Annotated in this window: 21 protein-coding genes; 6 read left to right on the top strand and 15 right to left on the bottom strand. The window is 48.2% G+C overall.

The window, feature by feature from the left end:
• Positions 1 to 157: 157 nt before the first annotated feature.
• Both pal and H6750_05470 read right to left on the bottom strand, forming a co-directional pair.
• Positions 158 to 508 (bottom strand): peptidoglycan-associated lipoprotein Pal, encoded by a 351-nt coding sequence (gene pal / locus H6750_05475; GenBank protein MCB9773760.1) that lies wholly within the window; start codon positions 506 to 508, stop codon positions 158 to 160.
• 1,121 nt (positions 509 to 1,629) lie between these two features.
• Complete coding sequence (locus tag H6750_05470) at positions 1,630 to 2,652, bottom strand: GDP-mannose 4,6-dehydratase (protein ID MCB9773759.1); 1,023 nt, start codon at positions 2,650 to 2,652, stop codon at positions 1,630 to 1,632.
• Between the two features lie 245 nt (positions 2,653 to 2,897).
• On the opposite strand from H6750_05470, the gene H6750_05465 reads away from it, so the two are divergent.
• The gene (locus tag H6750_05465; protein ID MCB9773758.1) at positions 2,898 to 3,203 is read left to right on the top strand and encodes an ATP-dependent Clp protease adaptor ClpS; all 306 of its coding nucleotides are present in this window, start codon (positions 2,898 to 2,900) and stop codon (positions 3,201 to 3,203) included.
• Positions 3,204 to 3,243: 40 nt separating this feature from the next.
• Here H6750_05465 and H6750_05460 read toward each other — a convergent pair whose 3' ends face one another.
• Complete coding sequence (locus H6750_05460; GenBank protein MCB9773757.1) at positions 3,244 to 3,714, bottom strand: hypothetical protein; 471 nt, start codon at positions 3,712 to 3,714, stop codon at positions 3,244 to 3,246.
• Between the two features lie 540 nt (positions 3,715 to 4,254).
• On the opposite strand from H6750_05460, the gene H6750_05455 reads away from it, so the two are divergent.
• From H6750_05455 to H6750_05445, 3 genes are all read left to right on the top strand, one after another.
• The gene (locus H6750_05455; protein ID MCB9773756.1) at positions 4,255 to 5,076 is read left to right on the top strand and encodes a dienelactone hydrolase family protein; all 822 of its coding nucleotides are present in this window, start codon (positions 4,255 to 4,257) and stop codon (positions 5,074 to 5,076) included.
• Between the two features lie 86 nt (positions 5,077 to 5,162).
• Positions 5,163 to 6,326 carry a hypothetical protein gene (locus H6750_05450; GenBank protein MCB9773755.1) on the top strand — a complete coding sequence of 388 codons (1,164 nt, stop codon included), beginning with the start codon at positions 5,163 to 5,165 and terminating at the stop codon, positions 6,324 to 6,326.
• Positions 6,327 to 6,409: 83 nt separating this feature from the next.
• Positions 6,410 to 9,400, top strand: coding sequence for a bifunctional proline dehydrogenase/L-glutamate gamma-semialdehyde dehydrogenase (locus H6750_05445; protein ID MCB9773754.1), 2,991 nt, complete (start codon positions 6,410 to 6,412; stop codon positions 9,398 to 9,400).
• Here the strand turns inward: H6750_05445 and H6750_05440 are convergent.
• Positions 9,293 to 10,090 (bottom strand): hypothetical protein, encoded by a 798-nt coding sequence (locus H6750_05440; GenBank protein ID MCB9773753.1) that lies wholly within the window; start codon positions 10,088 to 10,090, stop codon positions 9,293 to 9,295. The two genes, H6750_05445 and H6750_05440, sit on opposite strands and share 108 nt — an antisense overlap.
• A 386-nt stretch (positions 10,091 to 10,476) precedes the next feature.
• Between H6750_05440 and H6750_05435 the strand changes: the two genes are divergently transcribed.
• Positions 10,477 to 11,238 carry an SDR family oxidoreductase gene (locus H6750_05435; protein MCB9773752.1) on the top strand — a complete coding sequence of 254 codons (762 nt, stop codon included), beginning with the start codon at positions 10,477 to 10,479 and terminating at the stop codon, positions 11,236 to 11,238.
• Positions 11,239 to 11,268: 30 nt separating this feature from the next.
• Positions 11,269 to 12,015, top strand: coding sequence for a dethiobiotin synthase (gene bioD / locus H6750_05430; GenBank protein ID MCB9773751.1), 747 nt, complete (start codon positions 11,269 to 11,271; stop codon positions 12,013 to 12,015).
• Here bioD and thiE read toward each other — a convergent pair.
• The 11 genes from thiE to H6750_05375 form a co-directional block, all read right to left on the bottom strand.
• Positions 11,996 to 12,649 (bottom strand): thiamine phosphate synthase, encoded by a 654-nt coding sequence (gene thiE, locus H6750_05425; GenBank protein ID MCB9773750.1) that lies wholly within the window; start codon positions 12,647 to 12,649, stop codon positions 11,996 to 11,998. The two genes, bioD and thiE, sit on opposite strands and share 20 nt — an antisense overlap.
• Positions 12,646 to 13,995, bottom strand: coding sequence for an acetyl-CoA carboxylase biotin carboxylase subunit (accC, locus tag H6750_05420; GenBank protein ID MCB9773749.1), 1,350 nt, complete (start codon positions 13,993 to 13,995; stop codon positions 12,646 to 12,648). Before accC ends, thiE begins: the two co-directional genes overlap by 4 nt.
• A gap of 87 nt (positions 13,996 to 14,082) precedes the next feature.
• Positions 14,083 to 14,547, bottom strand: a complete 465-nt coding sequence (gene accB, locus H6750_05415; protein MCB9773748.1) for an acetyl-CoA carboxylase biotin carboxyl carrier protein — start codon at positions 14,545 to 14,547, stop codon at positions 14,083 to 14,085.
• Positions 14,548 to 14,589: 42 nt separating this feature from the next.
• Positions 14,590 to 15,150: an elongation factor P gene (gene efp / locus H6750_05410; GenBank protein ID MCB9773747.1), complete on the bottom strand. Its 561-nt coding sequence runs from the start codon at positions 15,148 to 15,150 to the stop codon at positions 14,590 to 14,592.
• 39 nt (positions 15,151 to 15,189) lie between these two features.
• On the bottom strand, positions 15,190 to 15,642 hold the full coding sequence (gene aroQ, locus H6750_05405) for a type II 3-dehydroquinate dehydratase (protein MCB9773746.1): 453 nt from the start codon (positions 15,640 to 15,642) through the stop codon (positions 15,190 to 15,192).
• A gap of 148 nt (positions 15,643 to 15,790) precedes the next feature.
• Complete coding sequence (locus H6750_05400; GenBank protein MCB9773745.1) at positions 15,791 to 17,278, bottom strand: DUF2779 domain-containing protein; 1,488 nt, start codon at positions 17,276 to 17,278, stop codon at positions 15,791 to 15,793.
• 598 nt (positions 17,279 to 17,876) lie between these two features.
• Positions 17,877 to 19,049 carry a radical SAM family heme chaperone HemW gene (hemW, locus tag H6750_05395; GenBank protein ID MCB9773744.1) on the bottom strand — a complete coding sequence of 391 codons (1,173 nt, stop codon included), beginning with the start codon at positions 19,047 to 19,049 and terminating at the stop codon, positions 17,877 to 17,879.
• A 146-nt stretch (positions 19,050 to 19,195) separates the two neighbouring features.
• Positions 19,196 to 19,948, bottom strand: a complete 753-nt coding sequence (locus H6750_05390) for a hypothetical protein (GenBank protein ID MCB9773743.1) — start codon at positions 19,946 to 19,948, stop codon at positions 19,196 to 19,198.
• A 212-nt stretch (positions 19,949 to 20,160) separates the two neighbouring features.
• The gene (locus H6750_05385) at positions 20,161 to 22,236 is read right to left on the bottom strand and encodes a S9 family peptidase (protein MCB9773742.1); all 2,076 of its coding nucleotides are present in this window, start codon (positions 22,234 to 22,236) and stop codon (positions 20,161 to 20,163) included.
• 38 nt (positions 22,237 to 22,274) lie between these two features.
• Positions 22,275 to 22,706 (bottom strand): aminoacyl-tRNA hydrolase, encoded by a 432-nt coding sequence (arfB, locus tag H6750_05380; GenBank protein ID MCB9773741.1) that lies wholly within the window; start codon positions 22,704 to 22,706, stop codon positions 22,275 to 22,277.
• A 323-nt stretch (positions 22,707 to 23,029) separates the two neighbouring features.
• The gene (locus H6750_05375) at positions 23,030 to 24,280 is read right to left on the bottom strand and encodes a sigma-70 family RNA polymerase sigma factor (protein MCB9773740.1); all 1,251 of its coding nucleotides are present in this window, start codon (positions 24,278 to 24,280) and stop codon (positions 23,030 to 23,032) included.
• Positions 24,281 to 24,444: the final 164 nt, after the last annotated feature.

Here is a 24,444-nt window from a genome sequence, read left to right as displayed (position 1 = left end):
GCAGAAACATTGGTAGAGGATAACCTCATGCATCTCCTAGCCATTTCCATTTTTCTTTTGTTTTGGTAACCGACGTACAGGTCAAAAAACAAGAGGATGCGAATGCTTCGCATCCTCTTGATCGAGGGCCACTGCGGGTCCTATGAAAGCCGAATTCTTAATTGGCTCGAACAACCATATGATTCCGCCGATTCTCCTGGAAACAATCTTCACTGTCGTTTTGACAAAATGGTCGCTCTTTGCCGTAGGAAACAATCTTAATCCGGTCCGGTTGCACACCAAGATTCACTAAATACTCCCGTGCCGCATCGGCCCGCTTTTGACCGAGCACCAGATTATAATCCTGTGTTCCCCTTTGGTCGCAGTGCCCCTCAATCGTCAAGGCCTTTCCAGGATTGGCTTGTAACCATTGCGCTCCTTCTTCAAGATACTTAGCCGCACTGCTGGAAATATTCCAACTGTCAAAAGCAAAGTAAATATCCTGCACCTGCCCGTGTTGGACACCCATGGAACCACTAAAATTCGACTCAAATATCGAACCATTCGTATCGGTTCTCCCAATTCCCACTGAGGCCCGCCCTCGCTGGCTATGGCCATTGGCAATGTTTGAGTCAGGATCGACATACTCCGGAGAGGGACCGCCATGTTCCTTCTTATAGGTTTCAGCCCAGGTGGCAGGATTCACTCCTCCTTGAGAAGAGTCATCATTGAGAGCCGCGGACTTTGACGGATCCCCATAAAAATCCCGGCTATTCTTGCCGTTTCCCAAATAGGCATTTGCCCAAGCTTCTGGGTCAGGATTTTGACTGGAAGCTGTTCCATTTTCAAATCCAGACACAGGTCCATGATTAGGGCCAGATCCATCCACACCGGGGTATTGGTGCCCATAGTTTGAGCTAACCTGACCCAAGGTCCCTTCCTCCCCACGAATTGTCCCTGGATTCGACTTAGGATCCACCCCATTGGCTCTGTCTTGAGAATTGGAACCATTTACATACTGAGAAGCTTTGTCTCCATTGACCAACCCACCATTTCTTCCACTTCCCGCAACTGACCCGTTGGCCTGGCCCATATTTCTTTTGGGATCGACTGCATTTCCATCTTCATTTGAAGCCATCCCATCACCTTCCGAGTTGGCCCCGGTCCGGACCGAATGGCTACTACATCCCGAAGCCATAAGGACCCCCAGCATGACAACGATTATTATTTTGCTAGAATTTGGACATACCCACATGAGATCCTCCTGGTGCAATGGTGACTGTGTGTATCATGAGGTTAGGGGGAAGATTAATTCGTCAACCTCCTATACGGAATGATTTCTGAAGAAATCGGCTTAAATCTTGTTCATTCTTCCGCAATAGACACGTGCCAATCCTTATCGGTTGCTTTGCAAAAAAGTTAAGGATCCGTATATCAATCACAGGGGATAAGGCCCTCTATTGAGCCCTGTACCGAAAGCACCACGCAGAAGATCCACCACCACAACATGTATAAAACAGGAACAAAGCGTCCCTCGCTCGTTCTGAAGAAAGAATTAGAAAACAAATTCCCCGGTCCGGCTGGACCGGGGGAATAAGGGCAGATCCTGAACGATTGAGAAGCAATAACGATGGGATAAGAAATTCGAGGTCAGAGCTTTAAGGCTGGATTCTGTAAAATTTCCGATTGATACCAGACCCAAAATTTACCGACTCCCTCCGGCACGGAGGTTTGCGGATCATATCCCAATAGCCTGCGGGTCTTAGAGATATCAGCAAAAGTGTAGGCAATATCGGCATCTAACATAGGTGCGGGAATCAGTTGTGCCTGGCGCCCTGTTAACTGTTCAATGCCTTTTACAAAGTCAACAAGAAGAACCGGTTCACCTCGTCCAAGATTCAAAATTTCATACCCCATCGGACGGTCAACCGCCGCAACCAGGCCACTGACAATATCTTCGACATACGTCCAATCTCGATGCATGTTTCCATTGTTATAGAGGGGGACTTCTAAGCCGGTGAATATGTTATCTAATACTTTATAGGCCATCATATCGGGACGGCCACGCGGGCCATAGACGGTAAAAAATCGAAAGACGGTGCAATCCAAACCATACAAGTGGTGGTAGGTATACCCTAGCAATTCACTTGCCCGCTTACTCGCTGCATATGGGGCAAGCGGTTTATCACAGGAATCTTCCGGAACAAAGGGAATCGTTTTGGTATTGCCATACACCGAAGATGTTGATGCAAACACAAACGTTGGAGAAGATGAATGTTTGCCCTGTGAGCCAATCCGCCCCACACACGCATCCAATAAGGCCATCGTTCCCATCACATTGACATCGTAATACAGTGCAGGATCATCAATTGACACCCGAACACCCGCCATCGCCGCTAAATGGACGACAGCGTCAAAACGATGATCAGAAAAAAGATGTCCGACCAACTCTCGATCACGTATATCTCCTTTGAGAAACTGAAACGTGCCAGGCCACTTTCCGGTTTTGGCATGCTCGGTTACCTCTCGAAGATTTCTCTCTTTACGGACAGGATCATAGTAATCATTGAGATTATCAAGACCAATCACTTGGTCTCCACGTTTAACCAATGCTTCTACTGCATGGCTTCCAATAAATCCGGCAGCACCGGTTACCAATATTGTCTTACCCACGGACACTCCTTATATATTTTTTAGAGGGTTCATATTTTGTACATCTTCTCGCTAACTTTTAAATTGATACACATCTGCCTTAATTTTTTCGGCATCCAGCGTGTCAAGCTTGATAAGCAAGGACAATGATAAATCGCATATCCCTGATCATTGATCCCTGAATTTCCCGGAATCAGCCTTTCGTCAAAATGACGACTTACTCCACATTCACTTGAGGGACCTTTACTCCATTGCTACAATGCGGAATGCTTGACCCTATTGTGTGTGGGATCGTAAAAGATCCCGAAACCCTGGAAATTACCGACCTAGGAACCGGAAAAGATTTCGAAGCCGAAGTCGTTGTCTACAATTGTGATTGTCATACCTACCAACAAGTCGTGAGTCTTTTTTGTCAAGTGATACCCGGGATGACCACGAAAAAAGCCTTTGAATTGGCCTGGCAGATTGATCACCACGGAAGTGCAATTGTCTTTCAGGGTGATATTAAAAACGCTGATGTAATTGGAAAGCAGCTGGCAGCAGGTGGCTTGCGAGTTGAAGTCCGCTACTGAATTCTGACACCACACGACAGAATCGTCCTACTTTCCCAGGTTATTTTTTCTTCACGCGGGCCGGTCTCGCAGACAAGGAAGATGTTTTTTTGGTTTTGGCGACTGGAACAGATTTTTTACTTTTTCCAACTTTGGGAGCAGTTTGTACGGACTTTCCGTCAGGGTACTTTACCCCTTTGACTTTTCCAATTTTCTTGGTGGGCAATCCCGACTTTATTTTTGACTCCTGCCCTGAATTGAGGGGTATGGGAACAGGCATCACGTCCGCTGGAGAGGCTCTAGAGATTTTACCCAGTTTCTTCACGCCCTTCCCCGAAGATCCTGTTGGCGTGGGCAATGGGAACGAGGGGAGTTTCTTTTTTTTCAGGGCATCACCTGAAAAAACACGAACTTGATACAATTCGAATAACGATTCAACCGCCTTTTGATCCCCTTTCCGTGCAAGCGTGAGAAGGCGACGGCGTTGATTCATCTCTTCTTCTTCCGTATGGGAAGTGACTCGCCGCTCCATGCTCAACTCCTTTCCTTATCCCGAAATCAATCCCTCTGACATTCCACTGCAGACCGCATCTTACACTAAACCCTATAACATTGGCAATATTCCCTAATGAACATTTCTAGTCTTTGAAACGTACATTTTATAAAAAATTCACAGGCCTTTTGCTCAAACTGAATTTGGGGAACATTACAAACAAGAGGCCACATTATAAAATTCGATGAAGGCGAAATAGCCCTTTATTTTCTCAGAATGACTTTGGTGGCCTTTCTCCCGTTGAAAAAGGGGTACCCATCTTTCTGAAGTGGTCCTGATGTAAGAAAAAATGTAGACGTGATTGCCCCCTATTCAGCAAAGAATATTTTCAAATTAAATCGTTCCTCTAAAAACGAATCCACTAAAAACCTTCGCAATACTCTTGCTACTTTGAACAACAGCTGCTTGATTGACAGGCCAAAGAAACCACCGATATAGTGATTTGACTTTCCTCATTGTATTTTCAAAGAAATTTCCATTTTGCGCCGTTTTGTTCATTCTTATCCAAAGGCTATTCTGATGACCCAACGCACCACCCCCTATGACATTGAACAAATTGGATATACCCTTGTGCGATTCAATAGTACAGGAATATTCGAAACACACAAGGACCACATGGTAGATCCCTATGCCGATACACGAACCCCTAAAGGTCCGCAGGTGGAGGGCATTCAATTCGCCCCGCAAGAGGCAAAAAAAATCTTACCGGCTATGGTCCTCTTGCATGATCGCTATGGACTCACGTCCCACATTCAGGAATTAGCGAAAGGTCTCTCCTGCCAAGGGTACGTGGTCTTAATTCCCAATTTGTATGTGAGACAGGGCGGGATGGTGACGGCCAATGCTGAAGTGGCTAACGCCCTAATGGAGCGAGTCAACGAACAGCAAGCCTTGCAGGATATTAACGCCAGCTTTGAATTTCTTAACGCCAATCTCACAGAAGACTCCTTATTGGAGAGAACCACCCGCAATGCACATGCAGTGATCGGGTTTGGTATGGGAGGATCCTTGGCAATAAAAACTGCCGGGCATAGGCGTCGCCTGCAGGCCGCAGTAGCAATCTGTGGCACTCTGCCATCCGATCTTCAATTGGCTCAACGCTTGTATTGCCCTCTTTTACTCCAGACGCCAGGACAAAGCGTTCTCAATTCGGAAGAAGAACGTGACCAGTTTTGCAACATAGCCAAAGAGGCTGGAAAAAAGATCGAAGTTCGATCTTACCCTGAAGCCTCTGATGAATTCTGGCAAAGCAGCAGTCCTAGCTACCGGGCATCAGATATGGAAGAGGCCCTTCAGACCTCAATAGACTTCATCAATGCGATCATCAACAAAACCATATAAGCCCCAATGTAATTTTCCAAAACCATGGCCGACTCGTTTCATCAATTCATTCCTTCCGAGCACTAACGCTTACCTTGAGAAAACTCATGGCTTGGCGTGGCAATCGAAATATAGCATTGATTCTCTGGCTTATTGGCGTCCACATTTTCATGGTCTGTTATCTTTCCCCCGCCTTTGCCAATCAGGAATCAAGCGGATTTCCCTGGTCCTTCCTGAAAGAACACCGCACAGAAATTCTTCAGCTTGCCTCTGATGACGAAGCCATAGCCCTCTTCAAATCCACAACCACTAAAGAGGACAGAGGCTCTCGTCTTTACATAAATTCACAATCTGCGCCTATGCAGTTGAACCTCCCAGAAGAGATCGTCGAGCTCCTCACAAGCTATTTAAAATCTCTGGCTGCAACCAACCACGCGCAATTATTTCGCGAGATCCTGGTAAAACCAACAACAAGCATCCCATCACTTTCCGACATCATCCCCGGCGAAGCGCAACTGCAATGGATCATGACACACTCGACCCTTCAAGGCTTGAAACCCATAATTGATGGCTATAGACAAATAACAGCCTGGTCTCACATGTCGACTTCCCTTTCAAGCCCTCCTGACGGAGAATTTGCCAAGTTCGCTTCATATTACGACCAAACTTATCAGGAGTGGGATGAAAGCCCCCAATCCTGGATAAGCCTTTTTACACAGCACGGCCAAAAGGGTATTGAGGATCGATTACTCGAGTACTGGCAAACATCGAATGACACGGCCGATCCGCACCAACCCCTCCCACCCATTCATGAGGCCTATACCCAGCACTACATCCAAACCCGGCTCTTACCGATGTTCCGAATGACACTTCTCACCAAAACCGGCGAGTTGGAAGCCACGGCGTATGGAACAGCATGGGAGGCCTGGCAAAAAATTCAGCAGTGGCAACAACAGAAGCAAGCTGATTCCGCCAGCTCTCGGCTGTGCGGAACCTGGCGATGGATAGTACATAACCACCAAAACCATGGGGATCGTAAAATGACCATCACCTTTTCGCCCCCTGGACAATCCTCACCCTCTCAAATTGCCCCAACCGCCATTGAGATTCATGGAGACACGGTCTATCTCAAATGGACCTTCCCACAAGGAGTTCAGGAAGATAGTTTGCTCCTCAGCAACAATGACTCCCATCTTGAAGGCACTTTCAAAAACTCCCTCGGCCCTTATGGCAGCATTTCGGGTAAGCGTTTGTCGACTTGCCAACCCTAGCCTTTCCTCAGGGTTCGTTTCTCCTTTATCTCTCTTCCGCATTCCCCGAGAAGGTGTAAAATATCCTTAGGAGGGAAAACAAGATGATCGTCCATGGTTCCTTAGAATCTGACATTCGGCGTATTGGACAGACATTAGCAAAAAATGCTCGTCACCATACCCCAGGGTTCTGGGATCATCGGTGGTGGACGTCACTTCTCTTAGATTGGGGAACCCGTGATGAACAGTTCAAGGTACAGCTGTTTCGCTTTATTGACGTCCTTCCCTCCCTTCAGACGGACGCACAATTTGTGCGTATGCTGAAGGAATACTTTCAAGACCTACCGTCTCTTCCTGGTCCCCTAAAGTGGGCACTTAGTCGGTTTACAAACCATTCCCTTACGGCCTATGTGGGCACACGGATCTTGCGGCGCCAGTTCCTGAAAATGGCCTACACGTTTATGGCAGGGGAAACCGTTAGCCAGGCTGTCCCCACACTCACACAGCTTTGGCATGCAGGAAGTGCGTGTTCTCTTGATTTGCTTGGAGAGTCCACTGTCAGTGAGGAAGAGGCTGATCATTATCACACGCGATGTCTTCAGGCGTTGACCCGATTACAAGAAGTCATTCCAAAATGGAATCATCAACCTCTATTAGAAACCGACCATCTCGGTCCTCTCCCCAGGATTAATCTTTCCATCAAACTCTCCGCCTTATATTCGCAATTAGACCCCATTGATCCTGAGGGCAGTTACGCAGGCATTGCTCCCCGCCTCCGTTCGATCCTGGACCTTGCCCAATCCCTGCCGGCCTCTCTCACGTTTGATATGGAGCAGGCCGAATTGGAGCCCATCATTCTTAGCGTCTTTATGCGTGTATTTTCTGAACCTGCCTACCAACACTTTCCGCATGCAAGCATTGCCATACAAGCTTATCTCAAAAACAGTAACGACAGACTGGATACTCTTCTAGCATGGGGAAAACAACGAAGCACTCCCTTCGGTATTCGCCTCGTCAAGGGCGCCTACTGGGACTCTGAAATTATTCGCTATCAACAACATGGCTGGCCCATACCGGTCTATCTAAAGAAACCGGACACCGATGCGAACTACGAACACCTCGCTCACCGAATTCTGGAACATCGAGCCTTCATTCGCCCGGCTTTTGGCTCGCACAATATTCGGACTTTAGCCGTAGTCCGGGCGATGGGAGACTCGCTCAATCTTTCACCGGGAACGTTTGAATATCAGATGCTGTATGGCATGGCCGAGCCTTTACGCGATGCCGTGATGGAACAAGGATTTCGGCTCAGGGTCTATGCCCCCATTGGGGAACTCCTTCCTGGCATGGCCTATCTCGTGCGTCGATTATTGGAAAATACCTCGAATGAAAGTTTCATTCGACGCCAATATGAAACTGCCGAGTCACTTGATCATCTGCTATTATCACCCTCGAACGGGAACAGGAATGGGGAGGAGGCGATGTCTCTGGAAAGTCAGTCGGAAGCCACATCACTCGATGGAGACAATCCTGCCAAATTCGTCAACGAACCGCATTCGGATTATTCTCAACAGAACATACAACGAAATTTCGCTCTCGGTCTCGAACACATCGCCCCTCTCCTTGGACAAACCCATTCCTATCCGCTTCCGACCCCCATGCCCTGGCTTGGGCCGGAACTGATCTCGACTAATCCCAGTTTGCCTGACCAAATCATTGCTAAATTTCCAACTCTGTCTCCTGAACAAATTGATCCCATTGTCCAGCGTGCCTGCGCCCACATGAGCACCTGGGGAAAAGTCCCTTCGCACACCCGTGCGCAGGTTTTATTTCATACTGCCGAGCTAATGCGACAACGCAAACCTGATTTAGCCGCCTGGGAAATATTGGAAACCGGAAAGCCATGGCGGGAAGCCGATGCGGACGTTGCTGAAGCCATCGATTTCCTGGAATTTTATGGACGGGAAATGATTCGCCTGGGCACTCCGAAGCGTCTAGGAACAGAGCCAGGGGAACACAATCAACGGATTTTCCAGCCACGTGGGCTGGCCGTGGTGATTTCGCCGTGGAATTTTTCATTAGCCATCCCCACCGGTCTTGTTTCGGCGGCCTTAGTCTCTGGAAATATTGTCCTTTTTAAGCCCTCCGAGCGCTCACCGATGATGGGATATCACCTCTTCAAGCTGCTCACGGAAGCAGGATTACCCGAAGGCGCCTTGCATTTTCTGCCCGGTGGGCCTGACGTGGGACAAGCCCTTGTTAAACACCCCAAGGTACACCTCATCGCCTTTACAGGATCACAAACCGTGGGATTGAATATTATTCAAGAGGCCAGTCACGTATCAGCGGGGCAACGACACATTAAACATGTCATTGCAGAAATGGGCGGCAAAAATGCCATCATTGTTGATGAAACGGCTGATTTGGATGAAGCCGTGGTTGGAGTGTTAGCCAGTGCAACAGGCTACCAAGGGCAAAAATGCTCCGCCTGCTCCAGAGTTTTTATTCTAAAAGACGTATACCCCCAATTTCTTGAACGGCTCAAACAAGCGGCTTCAAGCATTCCCATTGGTCCACCGGAACACCCTGGAAACCGTATGGGACCGCTTATTGATCGACGGGCATTGGAACGGGTTCGGCACTTTGTGCAACTTGGGAAAATAGAAGGCACCTGCCTGCTTGATCGCCAACTGGAGGGGCCTGGGTATTTTCAAGGGCCTGTGATCCTGGCAAATCTCCCACCTTCCCATCCGGTCGCTCAGGAAGAAATATTTGGCCCGGTCATGGTTGTATTGAAGGTCTCCACAATTTCGGAAGCACTTGAATTAGCTAATGATTCCCCCTATGCCCTGACTGGAGGGATATACTCACGCAGTCCTGCCAATATTCAACTAGCTCGTGATGCATTTGATGTGGGGAATTTGTATATCAACCGACCGATTACCGGATCATTAGTAAGTAGGCAACCCTTTGGAGGGCATCGGTTATCAGGAATCGGCCGGAAGGCCGGAGGAAGCGGGTATCTTGAGCAATTCATGGTGGAAAAGGTGATTACGGAAAACACGCTTCGCCGTGGCTTCGCTCCGACTCAATAAAGCGACATCAGATGCCAGGGTCACCTTTTCTAATTCCTCAATCACTTCAACCATTCGTTCATTCTGGCTGCGAACGGAAGGAATGGTTTGGCGTTCAATATATTTGAGCAATCCCACTCCTCGAGCAAACCAGGCCGTCATCGTATCCGTTCCTTGAATTGACTCCCCGCTCTCAGACAAATGCACATTCATGATCATTTTGGCTTCAAGACGAATGGCTTCCTGATATATGCCAGCAGGTACGATCACGGTATCCTGCCCCTGAACAGATACGGTTGCCACAATATCCACCGTTTCTTTTTCTCCATCACGATCTACATCCATGCCAAAATCCAAACCGGTCCGGTGAAATTGCTCAAAAGAGCTTGGTAGCTCTAAAGGAAATCGAACGATTTGATAGGGCACCAGTTGGCGCTCCAACGTTGTGCCGGGCTTAGATCCATAATAGCGAATCCCTGCAACATCACGAAAATAATAACTATCCGACGGCCCTTGATTCCCAGGATTGGTATCATTGAAAACCGTGACCTTCACTCCTTCTAAAATTTCGGTCCCAATAACTTTCGAAACATTCGTAAACCGGGTATTCTCATTCTTAATCTGGACCATGCCCCCTTCGACCATCGTGCCCTGATACACCCATTCATTTCCCAACTGATCAGGAAAATACTCATGACTTTTATCTATCACAATTTTCGTAGAATCAGCGGAATGGGCAGGGCCCGGAAGGGACACCAGGGAAAGACCAAGGAAAACCAAGGCGCCAGCTGTGGATAAAATTCCAGATGATGTGAATGAATTTTTCATAGGCAGAAAGTGATGTGAACCTACCATAGGATCATTAAAACCGGCAAGACACCAACCAATACAGGCCCGATTCAATGTGAAAATCCACAATTTTGCATGACAGACTATTCAAGAATTGACAATTTCTTTTCTCTATGCAGTACTAGAAACCAGGGAGACCGAAGGGTAATGCAATGCAGGGCGACACCAAGTCAATCAAATACCACTCCCCCTCATCTATCATCTTCACCTTTGTATGATGTAATGGCAGTGACACGTGGGGACCAGACGTGAAGAACCCTTTTTGCCAAAAACCTGTGGACAAAGTAAATACCCGTTCGAACGTCATGGTGTTTGGAGGATCCGGAATCATCGGTGGAGCCATTGCGACGGTGTTCGGACGCCAGGGTTGGAGAGTAGGCCTTCATTACCATCAACAGCAAACTGTCGCAAAAAAAACGGCCGCCGTGATCACCAAGGCCGGAGGAGAAAGTCATCTGTTTCAAGCTGACGTCACCAACACCTCACAAATTCAGGATGTCCTGCGGAAATTCATACAGTCCTACCAATCTTTGAATGTCATAGTGTGGGCCGTGGGGATGGGCTCTTCGAAGTTCCTGGTCAAAACCTCCCCTGAGGAATGGAACCGGATTTTACACACCAACCTGACCGGTGCCTATACCGTACTTAAAGCCATAGCCCCCACCTTTGAGCAACAAAATAATGGGTCAGTTATTTTGGTTGGCTCTCTTTCTGGTCAACAAGGAGTAACAGGACAAGCCGCCTATGCGGCATCTAAGGCAGGACTGGTTGGATTGATGCACACAGTCGCCAAGGAGTGGGGGGCCTTCAATATTCGAGTGAATATGGTATTCCCAGGCTGGCATCTCTCACCAATATCAGAACCGGGATGGGAGGCGGCCATGAAGCCCCTCAACCATACCCTCCACAGAACGCCTTCTCTGCAATATGTGGCCACATCTATCTATCATATGGCCTTATCGCCTGATACGTCTGGACAAATATGGAATCTGGACAGCCGGATTTGGTGATTCTATTCATTTTGCAGCCTTGCCGTAACCATGAGCACTCACCCTGACCATCTTGCCATTTTCATCACCGCGACCGACACCGGGGTCGGAAAAACAACGGTCACAGCGGCTCTGGTTCTGAGGTTGAAAAAACAAGGGTTTCAAGTGGGTGTCATGAAGCCGGTCGAGACCGGTATTGATCCTCAACAGACAGAAACTTCTGACACAGTCCGTCTTCAAAGTCTCCTCTCCCCTCCCCCTCCCTTCGCGTCAATCTGTCTCTATGCCTTCCCTCAACCCGTTGCCCCCTTAACGTGCGCGCGCGCGACAGGAACAACCATTGATCTTGCCCGAATTGCCAACGCCTTTCATCGCCTCAGGCAACAGCACCCCGTGTATCTTGTGGAAGGGGCTGGAGGCTTACTTACTCCACTCTCACCAACACACACCATACGCGACCTGATCGCGACGCTGAATCTTCCCGTTCTCATAGTGGGCCGGACAAGCCTGGGCAGCGTGAACCATATGCTCCTGACTTTGGAAGCACTAAACCGTGCCGGAATAAAGCCCCGTGGAATCGTCCTGAACGATCCCCTGTCCACAACGCATACCGAGAGTTTCATTCAGCAGCGAACCTCCACGATTCGCCTGATTCAAGAATGGTCGGAAGTGCCTGTATTTGGCCCCTTGGAGTTTCAACAAACGATGCAAAAGGATTGGCGAACCGGAGTGGAAAATCTAGCCGCCCATCCTGAAATTCAACGATTGGCCAGGCATATTATTGACAATGAACCATAAACTGCGCCAGGACTCTTGGCCGATCAACCGCATCGAGTATGGCCGAAGCCACCGCCACCCCATTGGCCCCTGCGCCCTGGATTGCCGGAACGGAACCGGGAACGATGCCTCCAATGGCAATGATGGGAAGAGTGGTCAGGTTTCGAACACCAGCCAGGCCTTGAATACCAACGACCGGCTCATGATTCGCTTTGGTTCTTGTTGAAAAAATAGGGCCAAACCCTAAATAATCCGCACCTTCCGCCGTAGCCAATCGCACCTGTTCAGGATTGTGTGTCGAAACTCCAATCAACATTTTAGATCCCACGACTTTCCGGGCAAGAAGCAGAGGAAGGTCGTCCTGACCAAGATGTACCCCATCGGCCTCGAGAGCTAGCGCCAAATCACAACGATCATTCACAATAAAAGTCATGCCTCTCTCTGTCGCCACCTTTCGAAGGACAAGGGCCGCATCATAGGCCTGTTTCATCGATCCGGTTTTATTGCGATATTGCACCAGCTTGACCCCTGCTTCGCTAGCCTGTTGGAGGACCTCCAGCAACGAACACCGCGAGGCCCAGTTGTCATCCAGAATGAGATAGAATCGAGAGAAAATATCAGGAGGAAACATTCGCGGAGTTTGGACGGCGGTCATGGGGATTGTAAAGCAACAAGCCGGTCCAAAAATCGAGTCGACACTGGACCCTTCTGGAAATCAGGATGGTCAAGAATCCGACGGTGGAGAGGAATGCTGGTTTTAATTCCGTCAATTACAAATTCATCCAACGCCCGTTTGGTTCGAGCTATGGCTTCATTTCGATCTCGCCCAAAAGCGATAAGCTTTGCAATCATCGAGTCGTAATAGGGATGAACAATACCGGTTGTATCCATGGCGGTATCGACGCGTATCCCTGGTCCGCCAGGGGGACAAAATTTGGTGATGGCACCGGGGCTTGGGGTAAATCGGTCCGGACATTCGGCATTGATTCGGCATTCGATGGCATGTCCGGTCAATTGAATATCTTTTTGTCGGTAGGAAAGTTCCTCACCGGCGGCAAGACGAATTTGCTCCTTAATCAGGTCAACTCCCGTCACCATTTCGGTGACCGGATGCTCAACTTGAATTCGGGTATTGACTTCCATGAAATAAAACTTTCCACTTTGATCCATGAGAAACTCAACAGTTCCGGCGTTTCGATACTTCACCGACTTGATAGCCTCAACCGCAACCTGCCCCATTTTTCGTCGTAACGTGTCGTCCAACGCCGGAGAGGGGGATTCCTCCAGCACCTTTTGATAGCGCCGCTGGATGGAACAATCCCGTTCATGGAAATGCACAACATGCCCATGATTATCCGCCATAATCTGAAATTCAATGTGCCGGGGATCTTCAAAAAAACGCTCAAGATATACACCCCCATGGCCAAACGCTGTTTGCGCTTCTAATTGAGCGGACTCAATTGCCTGGGTCAACTCTTCTTCATGCCAGACCACCCGCATGCCACGCCCTCCGCCACCGGCTGAGGCTTTCACAATAACCGGAAACCCAAGTTTTTTGGCAATAGCGGCACAGGTTTTGGGATCGTCTATTTCACCATCGCTCCCCGGCAATACAGGAATTCCGCGCTTCTTCATATGGGCCCGGGCTTTTGATTTATCGCTGAGCAAAGCAATATGCTCGGAGGTGGGCCCAATAAAGGTAATCCCAATCGATTCGCAGACTTCGGCAAAATGAGCATTTTCAGCTAAAAACCCGTACCCCGGGTGAATCGCATCTACTCCGGTAATTTCGGCAGCACTCAATACATTCGGGATATTTCGATAGCTCAGTCCGCCTTCGGCAGGTCCGACGCACACATGCTCGTCTGCATAGCGGACATGGAGTGAATGAGCATCAACGTCGGAATGAATCGCAACGGTGCGAATGCCCAACTCACGGCACGCTCGATTCACCCGCAGGGCAATTTCTCCACGATTGGCAATCAATATTTTCTTAAACACATCGTATCCTTAGATAAAAAGACTCGAGGGAACCATCTTAATCCTCAAGAGCAACCGACTTTTCGTTTTCCCCTAAAAAACCAGAGCTCACGATCCTGACAATGGATCAATTAAATAGAGTGGTTGGCCGAACTCAACCGGAGTCGTACTTTCCACAAGAATTTTGACGATTTTCCCATCGGTTTCTGCCTCAATTTCATTCATCAGTTTCATCGCTTCGACAATGCAGAGCACCTGCCCTTTTTTGACGATATCACCTTCTTCGACATAGGGATCCGTATCAGGAGAAGGGGAGCGATAAAAGGTCCCCACTATAGGCGAGGTCACAGTCAAGAAATGTGCGGGTTCGGAGGAGAGGAGGGGAACCGGCCTTTCCAGGGGAGAACCAGCCTCTACGGTCTTTGATACGTCCACCGAGTGGGAAGAAGCCGGCACATGATCGCGTTTAATGCGTATTCGCACTCCCTTTTTTTCGAGTTCAAGCTCGGTCAGGTGGTACCGGTTTAACACTTCGACAAGGTCTTCGATTTCTCTTCTGGATGAATCAGCCATAATCTCCTATTTCGTGTATATCTGCAGGACAGGAATCACGGCCTACCGAGCCCGTTCTACATAGGTGCGCGTCCTGGTATCAATTTTAATAACTTCTCCGGATTCCAGATAGAGAGGCACTTTTACCGAGGCCCCGGTCTCGACAACCGCCAACTTGGTCCCACCGGATGCCGTATCTCCCCGAATACCGGGATCAGTTTCCACGACTTTCAACTCCATAAACACGGGCAACTCTACCGCGATCGGCTCATCATGATACAGTAAAATTTTGACGACGGTATTTTCCTTGAGCAAATCGACGTTTTCGCCCAATTGATTTTTAAGATAGGTAAACTGCTCAAAACTACTAATATCCATAAACGCATATTCTTCGCCAGCATTATAGAGAAACTGCATTTCGCATTCTTCAAGATTGGGTTCGTCGAATTTTTCTCCTGAACGAAATGTACGATCAATGACATTCCCCGTTTTATAGCCTTTCAATTTTGTTCGAACAAAGGCTCCGCCTTTACCGGGTTTTACATGTTGAAATTCCACAATATAATAGGGTTGCCCATCTAGCTCCAATCGCGACCCATTTCGAAAATCTGCAGTCGTAATCACGGCATCAAACTCCTCTTACAATAAACGTGAACAGAAATGTTAACGGTGTGCTGGGATAGTCCGCTGAAGCGCATCAACCAACGCTCTCAGCCCAAGCAGATAACTTTGTGGTCCAAACCCAGAGATTTGCCCAAGCGAAACCGGGGCAAGGTAGGACCGGCGACGAAAACTTTCCCGGCGATGGATATTCGATAAATGCACTTCGACCATAGGAATTGCCACGCCCACAACCGCATCTCGCAGGGCAATACTGGTATGGGTATAGGCAGCAGGATTAAACACCAACCCCTCAAATTGTGCGTTGGCTTCCTGGATCCAGGTGACCAATTCCCCTTCCAGATTGGATTGCCGGGTCTCAACCGAGACCCCTAAGTCCATACCCAATTTTTTCAGTGACGCATTCACCTCTTCCAGGGTAATGGTTCCATAAATGGTCGGCTCACGCGTTCCAAGTAAATTCAGATTAGGCCCATGTAATACCAGGATATTCACTAGGTATCTTCCATAAATAAAGCTCGTTGGCGAGGATTCAGAATATCTAGGACACAGGCACCGTTGGACTGGTGGAGTCTGGGAAAGACAGAATGGGTGAAATTCTAGCAGCGACAGATGAATGGGTCAACGGAATTTGACCTACTTCCTAAGTCAGGCGACCTCCGGCACGATCCAGAAGGACCCGTCTCAGCTCAACCATTGCCCATGTGTCCCTGCCACAATATTCATGTAATGCTTGCGCAATATGAGCACGCTCCATTAAGTCCGTTTCATGAAAGACCATTTTCTGATACATGACGGCAGCCACCGCTCCATTTTGAATCGTTAAATCATCGTAAGCCAAGGCAGGCACCAAAGCCGGCAAGACGGTTTTAATGGAGTAGGATCCGTGAAAATCCGGATGATAATAATGCTCCTGGATGACCGAAAGGAGATCCCACAACCTGCGAACCACCTTCGAGAGGACGGGCTTCAGGTGAGGCAGCACATCACCCAGCGCAAAAAGCAGAAATCGTTCATACTCCGAATAGACACAAATAGTTCCGGCATCTCCTACGCTTTCCAGCAGACTCAGGGCCACTTCTTCTCGAGGGTCCCGGCCATCTGTGCACAGATAATGATGATGGACAACCGTGCCATCAGGATATTCAATATGGTTAGACCACTGAAAGGGAATGGGCCGATACGGACGAGTATGAGGAAAGGCCGGGATCGCCGGCATGAAAGTCTCAAAATCCAAATGATGAACCGGGAACCTGACCGATTGCAGCCGAGGCCGAAGCCGAGGTGAGATCCATTCCACATTATCCTTTACTCGTTGCTGAGTTGCAGACAACTGAATATGATCGGGAATCTCATCAATGGTTTCAATCCCCTCCTCCAGGAGGAGGGATTGCAATTTCGAGCTGCCAGGAAGATGAAACACCCAACGCTGAGACTTCTCTTTTGTACAATGGTTCCAAAAGGGGCATTCATACGGTTGATGGCAATGGCTATCAGGGGCAATGGGAGGTGGCGTCGCCTGTTCCAATGTCATCCACATATCTTCAAGCTGCGCCTGAATCAATGGCCGACGCGCTTCCACTTCCTCGGTCTTATTTTCCAACACAAACATTTCTTCTAAATTCAGGTCTCCGCCAAGAAACGAATACTGAGTATTCAGATGCATCAAAAAGCACCCGCTGACTTCAATACCCGCACCCTCCAGGACGGCAGCTTGAATGGCCAGATCGTCTAGATGCGTGGCTTTCACCTTCGATGTCGCCTTCACTTCAATCAATCGCCAGCGTGTGGCATCAATTCGTTCTAAGATGTCGACCCGAATCAAAATGCCTTCCCAGACAAAAGCCCCTTCAAAGAGTGAGGGGATGGCTTCATCCTTTACAAGCTCACTGGTGCGAAGGAGCGCTGCAGGAATTTGACGGTGTGTTTGTTCAACCAGAACACCATGAGGAAAACATTGACGGGCAACGACCCCAACGTCGGTACCCATATCCATGATGGCCCGGCGATCCGGCGTGGGCGGAGTGGCTAATTCTGGCGAATGGATTTCCAAATATAACCGCTTGGCACATTGCAAACCCGCCAGAAAGCGGCTTTTGGATAAACGATGCGTTGAAACAGATCGGTTCAATTTTTCTGCTCCGGAAACGAGAGGGATAGGAGAAATTGGGTTCACGGCATTAACAACGGCACGCCAGCATAAAGAGAAATCTTCCGTTCTAAAACGTCATTTTTAGGCATTTTTGACCCCACCCCGGTTTCGGGGTCATGGATGAGAGCATACTGCTCAAATTTTTCATCCCATGCAACAGGCCTGGCTATTTATCCTCCCCGGCACATTTCATCTGAACAGATTATCTTTATCCCCATATCCTGTGGAAAAACACCTTTTATTAGCCGCCAATAGACGATATTTCTATAGTGATCTCTAGCGGTTGATTACCCCATACAATCGTATAACTAATTGTTTTATTTCACCTTTCAATATTATTTTTACCATTAATTGCATTTGACTTTACATACCGATAAACATTTAATTCATTGCAATTTAAAAATTCAAGAAGGTATTTTATCCACAAAAGCTGTGGAAGATCTCTGCATAAGACTGTTTATAACCCGACCAAATCCGCCATCTACGCCCCTCTCAGCAAAACGCCTTAATAGCAGGCACTTTTTCTCAAGAACCCCGAACTCTCAGTTCAAGGTTTGGATTCAAATTCCAACACGTTTTACAATAGCCGCATTCCAACCGTATCAGCGAACCGCCGCCCCTTTTGCGTTAAATGCACACCTGTGTCCGTCTCAAAAAGATACCTTTCTTTCACCATAGATTCAAAAGATTTTGCCCATACATCGTCTTGAGATGCCCGCTGAACCCAATCAATTGGCACACCCTCAAGCAGACGCAATCCGAACACAATACGTTCTTTATCTTGCTGAGCCCGTGACAATATTTCTCTATTGGCAATGGGCAGCTGCCCAGCCCCCAGGCGCTTCGAATAATGTTCGATACTGGACACATTGCCATAGCGGCTTTCTGAAACATACGATTGGGCACTCGGGCCTAATCCCAAATACTCCAATCCTTTCCAATACCGAAGATTATGTTGGCAGGCATACCCCGGCTTCCCCCAATTGGAAAGTTCGTATCGAGAAAACTGGAGCGGCTCCAGTTGGGTTTCAGCCTGCTGCAGAAAACACGCCTCATAATCCGGGTCCATCACCTCAAATAGCCCTCGCCGGAATTCGGTATAAAATCGAGTCCCTTTTTCAAGTGAAAGGGCATACAAGGACAAATGAGAAGGATCCAACTCCAGAGCCTGGGTCAGAGTCATTTCCCATGACTGTACGGTTTGGGTCGGGATCCCATAGATGAGGTCAAGATTGATATTGGTGAATCCGGCCTGTTTCGCTATCTGTACACCGGATATGGCTTCCGCCACGGTTCCTGAAAGTCCCAACATCGTCCGTTCCTGTTGATCAAAGGATTGGACTCCAATACTCACACGGGTCACGCCCGCCTGCTGAAGAAAATCAGCATACTGATCCGTGAGAGAGTCCGGTGTCGCTTCGACGGTAATTTCACACTGTTGCGAGAGTGAAAATCCGGATCTGATACGGGAAAAGATTGCTGCCAACTGTCCAGGACTTAAGACTGTGGGAGTTCCCCCCCCGATATACACCGTAGACACGGTTCGCTCACGCATTCCGGGTTGGCTTGCATACAGTGAGATTTCTCGTTCAATGGCTTGTAGAAATGATTCCACCCGCTGCTTGTCATGAAGGACAAGATAAAAAGCACAAAAATGACATCGTTTCTTGCAAAAAGGAACGTGGAGATAAATACCCAGATCGGCGGTAAGGCCATTGCGCTCCCCTGAGCACTCACATTTCTGCTCCATAACACTCATCTCATCTTGACCTCCACCTACGGTTCAACCAATTCCATCCGAGAACCATCGCCTAGAAAATATGAAGAACGGGCAAAGATAAAGAACGGGAGCCCCACTCCGGAAATGGACAAATATGGCAATTAGAAACCAACACCCTATTTTCCGTCATGATGACGTTCTCGATAGACAGGACACATACCCTTGCACTGAAGAAGGCTGGTGACCTCCGCAACCATTTTTCGATTGCCACAGACATACACCGCCAGATGATCCACATGGGGAAACTCCTGGAGCAAGTGCGTCACGCGTCCTCTTTTCCCCCTCCAATGATGGGAAGGTTGAGACAGAGTCAGGATAAAAGAAAAATTTTTATAGCCATCGGCCCACTTTTGCAACTCGTCCAAATAATAGATATCCGACTCACTCCGAAGTCCCCACAGCAGGGTCACGGACCGGGAACAAGATTGCTCAAAGAGACTGGACAGCATAGACCATAGTGGCGCAATGCCGGTACCTGTCCCAACAAACAACAGATCTCGTTCGGGGTCCTCATGAAGGTGAAATGAACCGAAAGGACCGCAACAGTCAAGCTCTTCACCAACCGAATGCTCCAACGCAAACGTCGCGCCCTTTCCTTTTTCTCCGGCATTAAAGAGTAGTACGAGCTGATGAGAGGAACTGGGCAGGGAAGCCAGCGAATAGTATCTCAGATACGAGAGACCCGACACTCCATCCGGGATGGTCAGGGAAATTGATTGTCCGGGTAGAAACTCTAAGGTCCGGATATCGACTAACTCCAAGATCATTTCTCGAACATCTTGAGTCAAATGCCGAACGCGAAGAACCTTGGCCCGGAATCGTCTGGGGGTCATGCCTAGGAATGTAGAGAATCCTGTGTGATCTGGCAAGAGCCCAGCATCAAGGTTATCTCCATCCTGCCAAAGGCACAGGTCCCCTTCACAGACAGCACCGCAACCTGTATGAAAAGGATAGCTCCCAGCAGGGCAGAGAACGCAACACTCGGATGCTCCTGACGCTCGCTTTAACTCCCTTGGGAATTATTGTCTGGAGCCTCAGAACAATGTGGAGGTTAATGAGAGTCCGGAAAAAAATGGGAGCCTCACAGATCAAGGGAACCGGCGAGATCCAATAAAAATGCATAGATCATTGCGGTTTCCTCATAACGTTTAAATCGACCTGAGGCTCCGCTATGCCCTGCATCCATATTAGTTCGGAGCAAAAGACGTTGATTGTCGGTCTTCAATGCTCGCAGTTTGGCCACCCATTTTGTCGGCTCCCAGAATTGTACTTGTGAGTCGTGCAAACCTGAAGTCACCAAAAGGTGAGGATAGGACTGGGGCTGAAGATTATCGTAAGGCGAATAGGAAAGCATGTACTCATAAAACTGTTGTTGGTTGGGATCCCCCCATTCATCATATTCTCCGGTTGTCAATGGGATATTGGGATCTAACATCGTGGTCACCACATCTACAAAAGGAACCTGGGCCACCACCCCATGAAACAATTCAGGCCGCATATTCATAATCGCCCCCATCAACAACCCACCAGCGCTTCCCCCGAGAGCGAATAATTTCTGAGGTGCGGCGTACCCTTGCTGAATAAGAAATTCGGCACAGGCGATAAAATCCGTGAAGGTATTTTTCTTGTTTAATAACTTACCGTTTTCATACCATTGTCGGCCCAGTTCTTCCCCACCTCGAATGTGGGCTAACGCATAGACAAATCCACGATCCAGTAAACTGAGACGGGGAGAGCTAAAACTTGCATCCATACTCGCGCCATACGAACCATAGCCATACAATAACAGGGGATGTGTGCCATTCGGGTCAAAACCTTTTCGGTAGACCAGGGATATAGGAATGGAAATTTCATCTAATGTTGGAGCGAAAAGACGTTCCGTCTGGTAGTGGCTAATGTGAAAATTCCCGAGGACCGGCTCTTGTTTGAGAAGAATTTTTTCCCGTGTTGCCATGTGATAATCATAGATGGTCATGGGAGTGGTCATTGAGGTATATCCATACCGTAGGTATGAAGTATCGGCTTCCAAATTATCCCCCAAGGTTGCCAGGTAAGCCGGCTCTCCAAAATCCAGTTCATGCTCAGAGCCATCCGTGGTCCGGATCATTCGAAGGTGGATGAGCCCCTGCCTTCGTTCTTCTAGCACCAGAAAATTTTCAAATAGCTCGAATCCTTCCAAAAATACTTCCGGGCGGTGAGGAATAACTTCTTCCCACTGTGCGAGGCTCGTCTTATTTGTTTCAGTCCTCATAAAACGAAAATTTTTAGCCTCATGATTGCTTCGAATAAAGAAATGGTCGCCAAGATGATCCACATCGTATTCATGTCCGCGTTTCCGTGCCTGGAATATTTGAAAATCGTTTTCCGGGTGATCCGCATTCACATACCGGTACTCACTCGTGATGGACTGATGCGATCCGATCATCAGATACCGTTTGGATTTTGTTTTTTCGATAGAAACCGAGAAGGTCTCATCTGTTTCCTCATAAACCAACGTATCCAGGGCCGGATTCGTTCCCAACCGATGACGAAAAATCCGATTTGATCGCAACGTTTCAGGATCCTGCCTGGAATAAATGAGTGTACGATTGTCATTTCCCCACTCCATATTCCCAGTCACCATAGGTATACATTCATCAATTGTCTCGCCTGTTGTCAGATTTTTAAAGCCGATGGTAAATATCCGCCGCCCTTGGGTATCAATGGCATAGGCCAGGATATCTTGGCCAGGACTTACCGCCCAATTCCCCAAAGAAAAATATTCATGTCCCCGAGCCAATTCGTTGCCATCGACCATGATGGATTCAGGATTCGTTAAGGATTTCTCTTTCCTGCAGTAGAGGGCATATTCCTTCCCCTCTTCATATCGAATGTAATACCAAAAATCTCCAAGCCGAAACGGAACAGATAAATCCGTTGGCTGAATGCGTCCACAAATTTCTTCAAATAGTGTCTGCTCCAAATCTCTGGTATGGCTCCTCAACATGGCGGCATATTCATTTTCAGCATGTAAATAGGCCAAGACTTCGGGGTTTTCACGGTCTCTGAGCCAATAATACTCGTCGATTCGGACGTGACCGTGATGTTCTAGCCGGTGCGGGACCCGCTTAGCACGAGGGGGATCGGGCATCAATGGTCTGGACTGGGAGGGACGCATCGCCATGAATTTCCCTTATCGTCAAAATTTTCAGCTCGTTATGTTTCGTCAAAATTTTTGGGGGTTTGTCGTACCTGCTTCACACGAGTACGATTTTTTTTCTCTTCCAAACGCTTCTCACGCACTCGGTTCGGCACTCGGGTCGCAACCCGGGGTTTTTCAGGACGCAAAGCGTCCTGCAGAATTTGCACAAATTTATCCAATAAATCAGCACGATTGGCCGACTGGGAGCGATGCCGTTGAGCTTGCAGCCTTAAAATCCCTTCTTGATTCATTCGTTGTCCAACCATTTCGGCAATTCTTCGTTTTTGCTTGGTACTCAGAACGGTAGTACGCTTAACATCAAATTCCAAAATGACCCGACTATTTACCTTATTAACATGCTGACCACCAGGACCTGTGCTTCGAGCAGCCGAAAATCGCACATCGGAATCAGGAATGCAAAGATGGGAAGTGATCACAATTGGCATGCTGGTTCCAGTCAAAAACAAATCTGTTTTTCTTCCTTTGTGCCTCGGTCGGGGCATATCCACAAAACACCGAGCCCCAGCTGATTCCTAAAAGCTAAGCTTAACGCCCTCAATATTCACTACCTTAAATATTTCCCCGCGAAATGATGCCATTTCCTAAAGAAGTTCGAGAACCCATAAAGAGAAAGCCTTAGGCAAAAAAAGAAAAGCAGGAACCTTCAGATTCCTGCTTTTCGAAAACCTCCACCCTTTGAACCTCTAACTTATTTTATTTGCATGGTCAACTGTATCCTGTACAATTTGGACTTCGCAACCAAAATAACTCACTGAATTTCAGCCAGCATGGCCTTGACATGGGACTCCTTAAGCTTTTTTAAGGCCACAACCTCGATTTGACGAATTCGTTCACGAGTCACGGACATGGAGCGCCCTACTTGCTCTAAAGTCCAAGCTTCATCCACTCCAATGCCAAAGCGCAAACGAATAACTTGTTCCTCGCGAGCAGTCAAAACCTGAAAAATCTGATTTAACCATTGGGCATTTGATTTACGGGACACTTCTTCGTCTGGAGATTGGCATGCCAGATCAGGAATTAATTCTCCTAATTCAGTCTCTCCATCAACAGACGGAGCATCTAGCGATATCGGTTCCTGAAACGCTTCAATGGTTTCTTTCACCCTATCGCCGCTCATCTCCAGATGTTGTCCAATTTCTTCAAATGTGGGTTCTCGATTAAGTTGCTGCGCGAGACGCTGCGCAGTTTTGGCGATTTTGGTGGATGCCTCATTCGTATGAACCGGCACACGAATGGTCCGGCTTTGATCGGCAACCGCTCGCGAAATGCCCTGGCGAATCCACCACGTGGCATACGTACTGAATTTAAACCCACGAGTGTAATCAAAGCGTTCTGCCGCTTTCATCAGTCCGATATTTCCTTCTTGCACAAGGTCCAGAAAATTCATCCCTCGCCCTAAGTATCGCTTAGCCACATCGACAACCAGACGAAGATTCCTTTGCACTAAGGCATCTTTTGGTTTTTCGATATCTATTCGGACTTTACCAATGGAACGACGAATTTCTCCAAACCGCAGACTGAGCTTTTGACCTGCCTTGCCATACCTCGCCGAGAGAGACTCGAGGTTGGACACACACTCCAGGATGTCGTCCACCACAGGAGCTGAGTACCCGTTTAGCTCTTTGCATTTCGTTAATTCTTCTTGAAACGCCTTAACTTCCAGGTGAGAACTCAGCCCCCTGGAGAGCTCTAGAGCCTGCTGTAACAATGAGCGAAGATCAGCCGTCCCCTGATACAGCTGCGTGGCAAGGGCTAATTCCTCCTGAGCGTTCAGAAGCGGGCGCGAACGAAACCCTCGAAAATACATGGACTCTAAATTTACCGATCCTGGTTCAGCAATGGATTTTGAACTTTCCTCCTGATCCTGATCCATATCCACTTGATTTATGGAATTTCGATACCCTGCCGGAGCCCGCTTTCTAGATCGCCCCTTATGCAAAGACGATGAGTGATTCTTCTGGGTTTCGCTGAATGGTGAAGCCGTCTGAAGTGTGATCATGGATTCCCCCTCCCAACATTAAAGGGTTAGAGCCAGCGAGACTTAACCGGTACATGAAATTGTCCAGACAGAACAACCAGGATGCGAAAGGATCCAGACTTTGAGTTTCACTGCAACCACCAACTCAATTTTGGGGACCAGAAATTAACTTTCCGTCATGCCTG

Source organism: Nitrospiraceae bacterium, from assembly GCA_020632595.1.
Taxonomy (GTDB): domain Bacteria; phylum Nitrospirota; class Nitrospiria; order Nitrospirales; family UBA8639; genus Nitrospira_E.
Note: the sequence above shows the minus strand (reverse complement) of the source record. Positions and strands in the feature narration are given on the sequence as shown.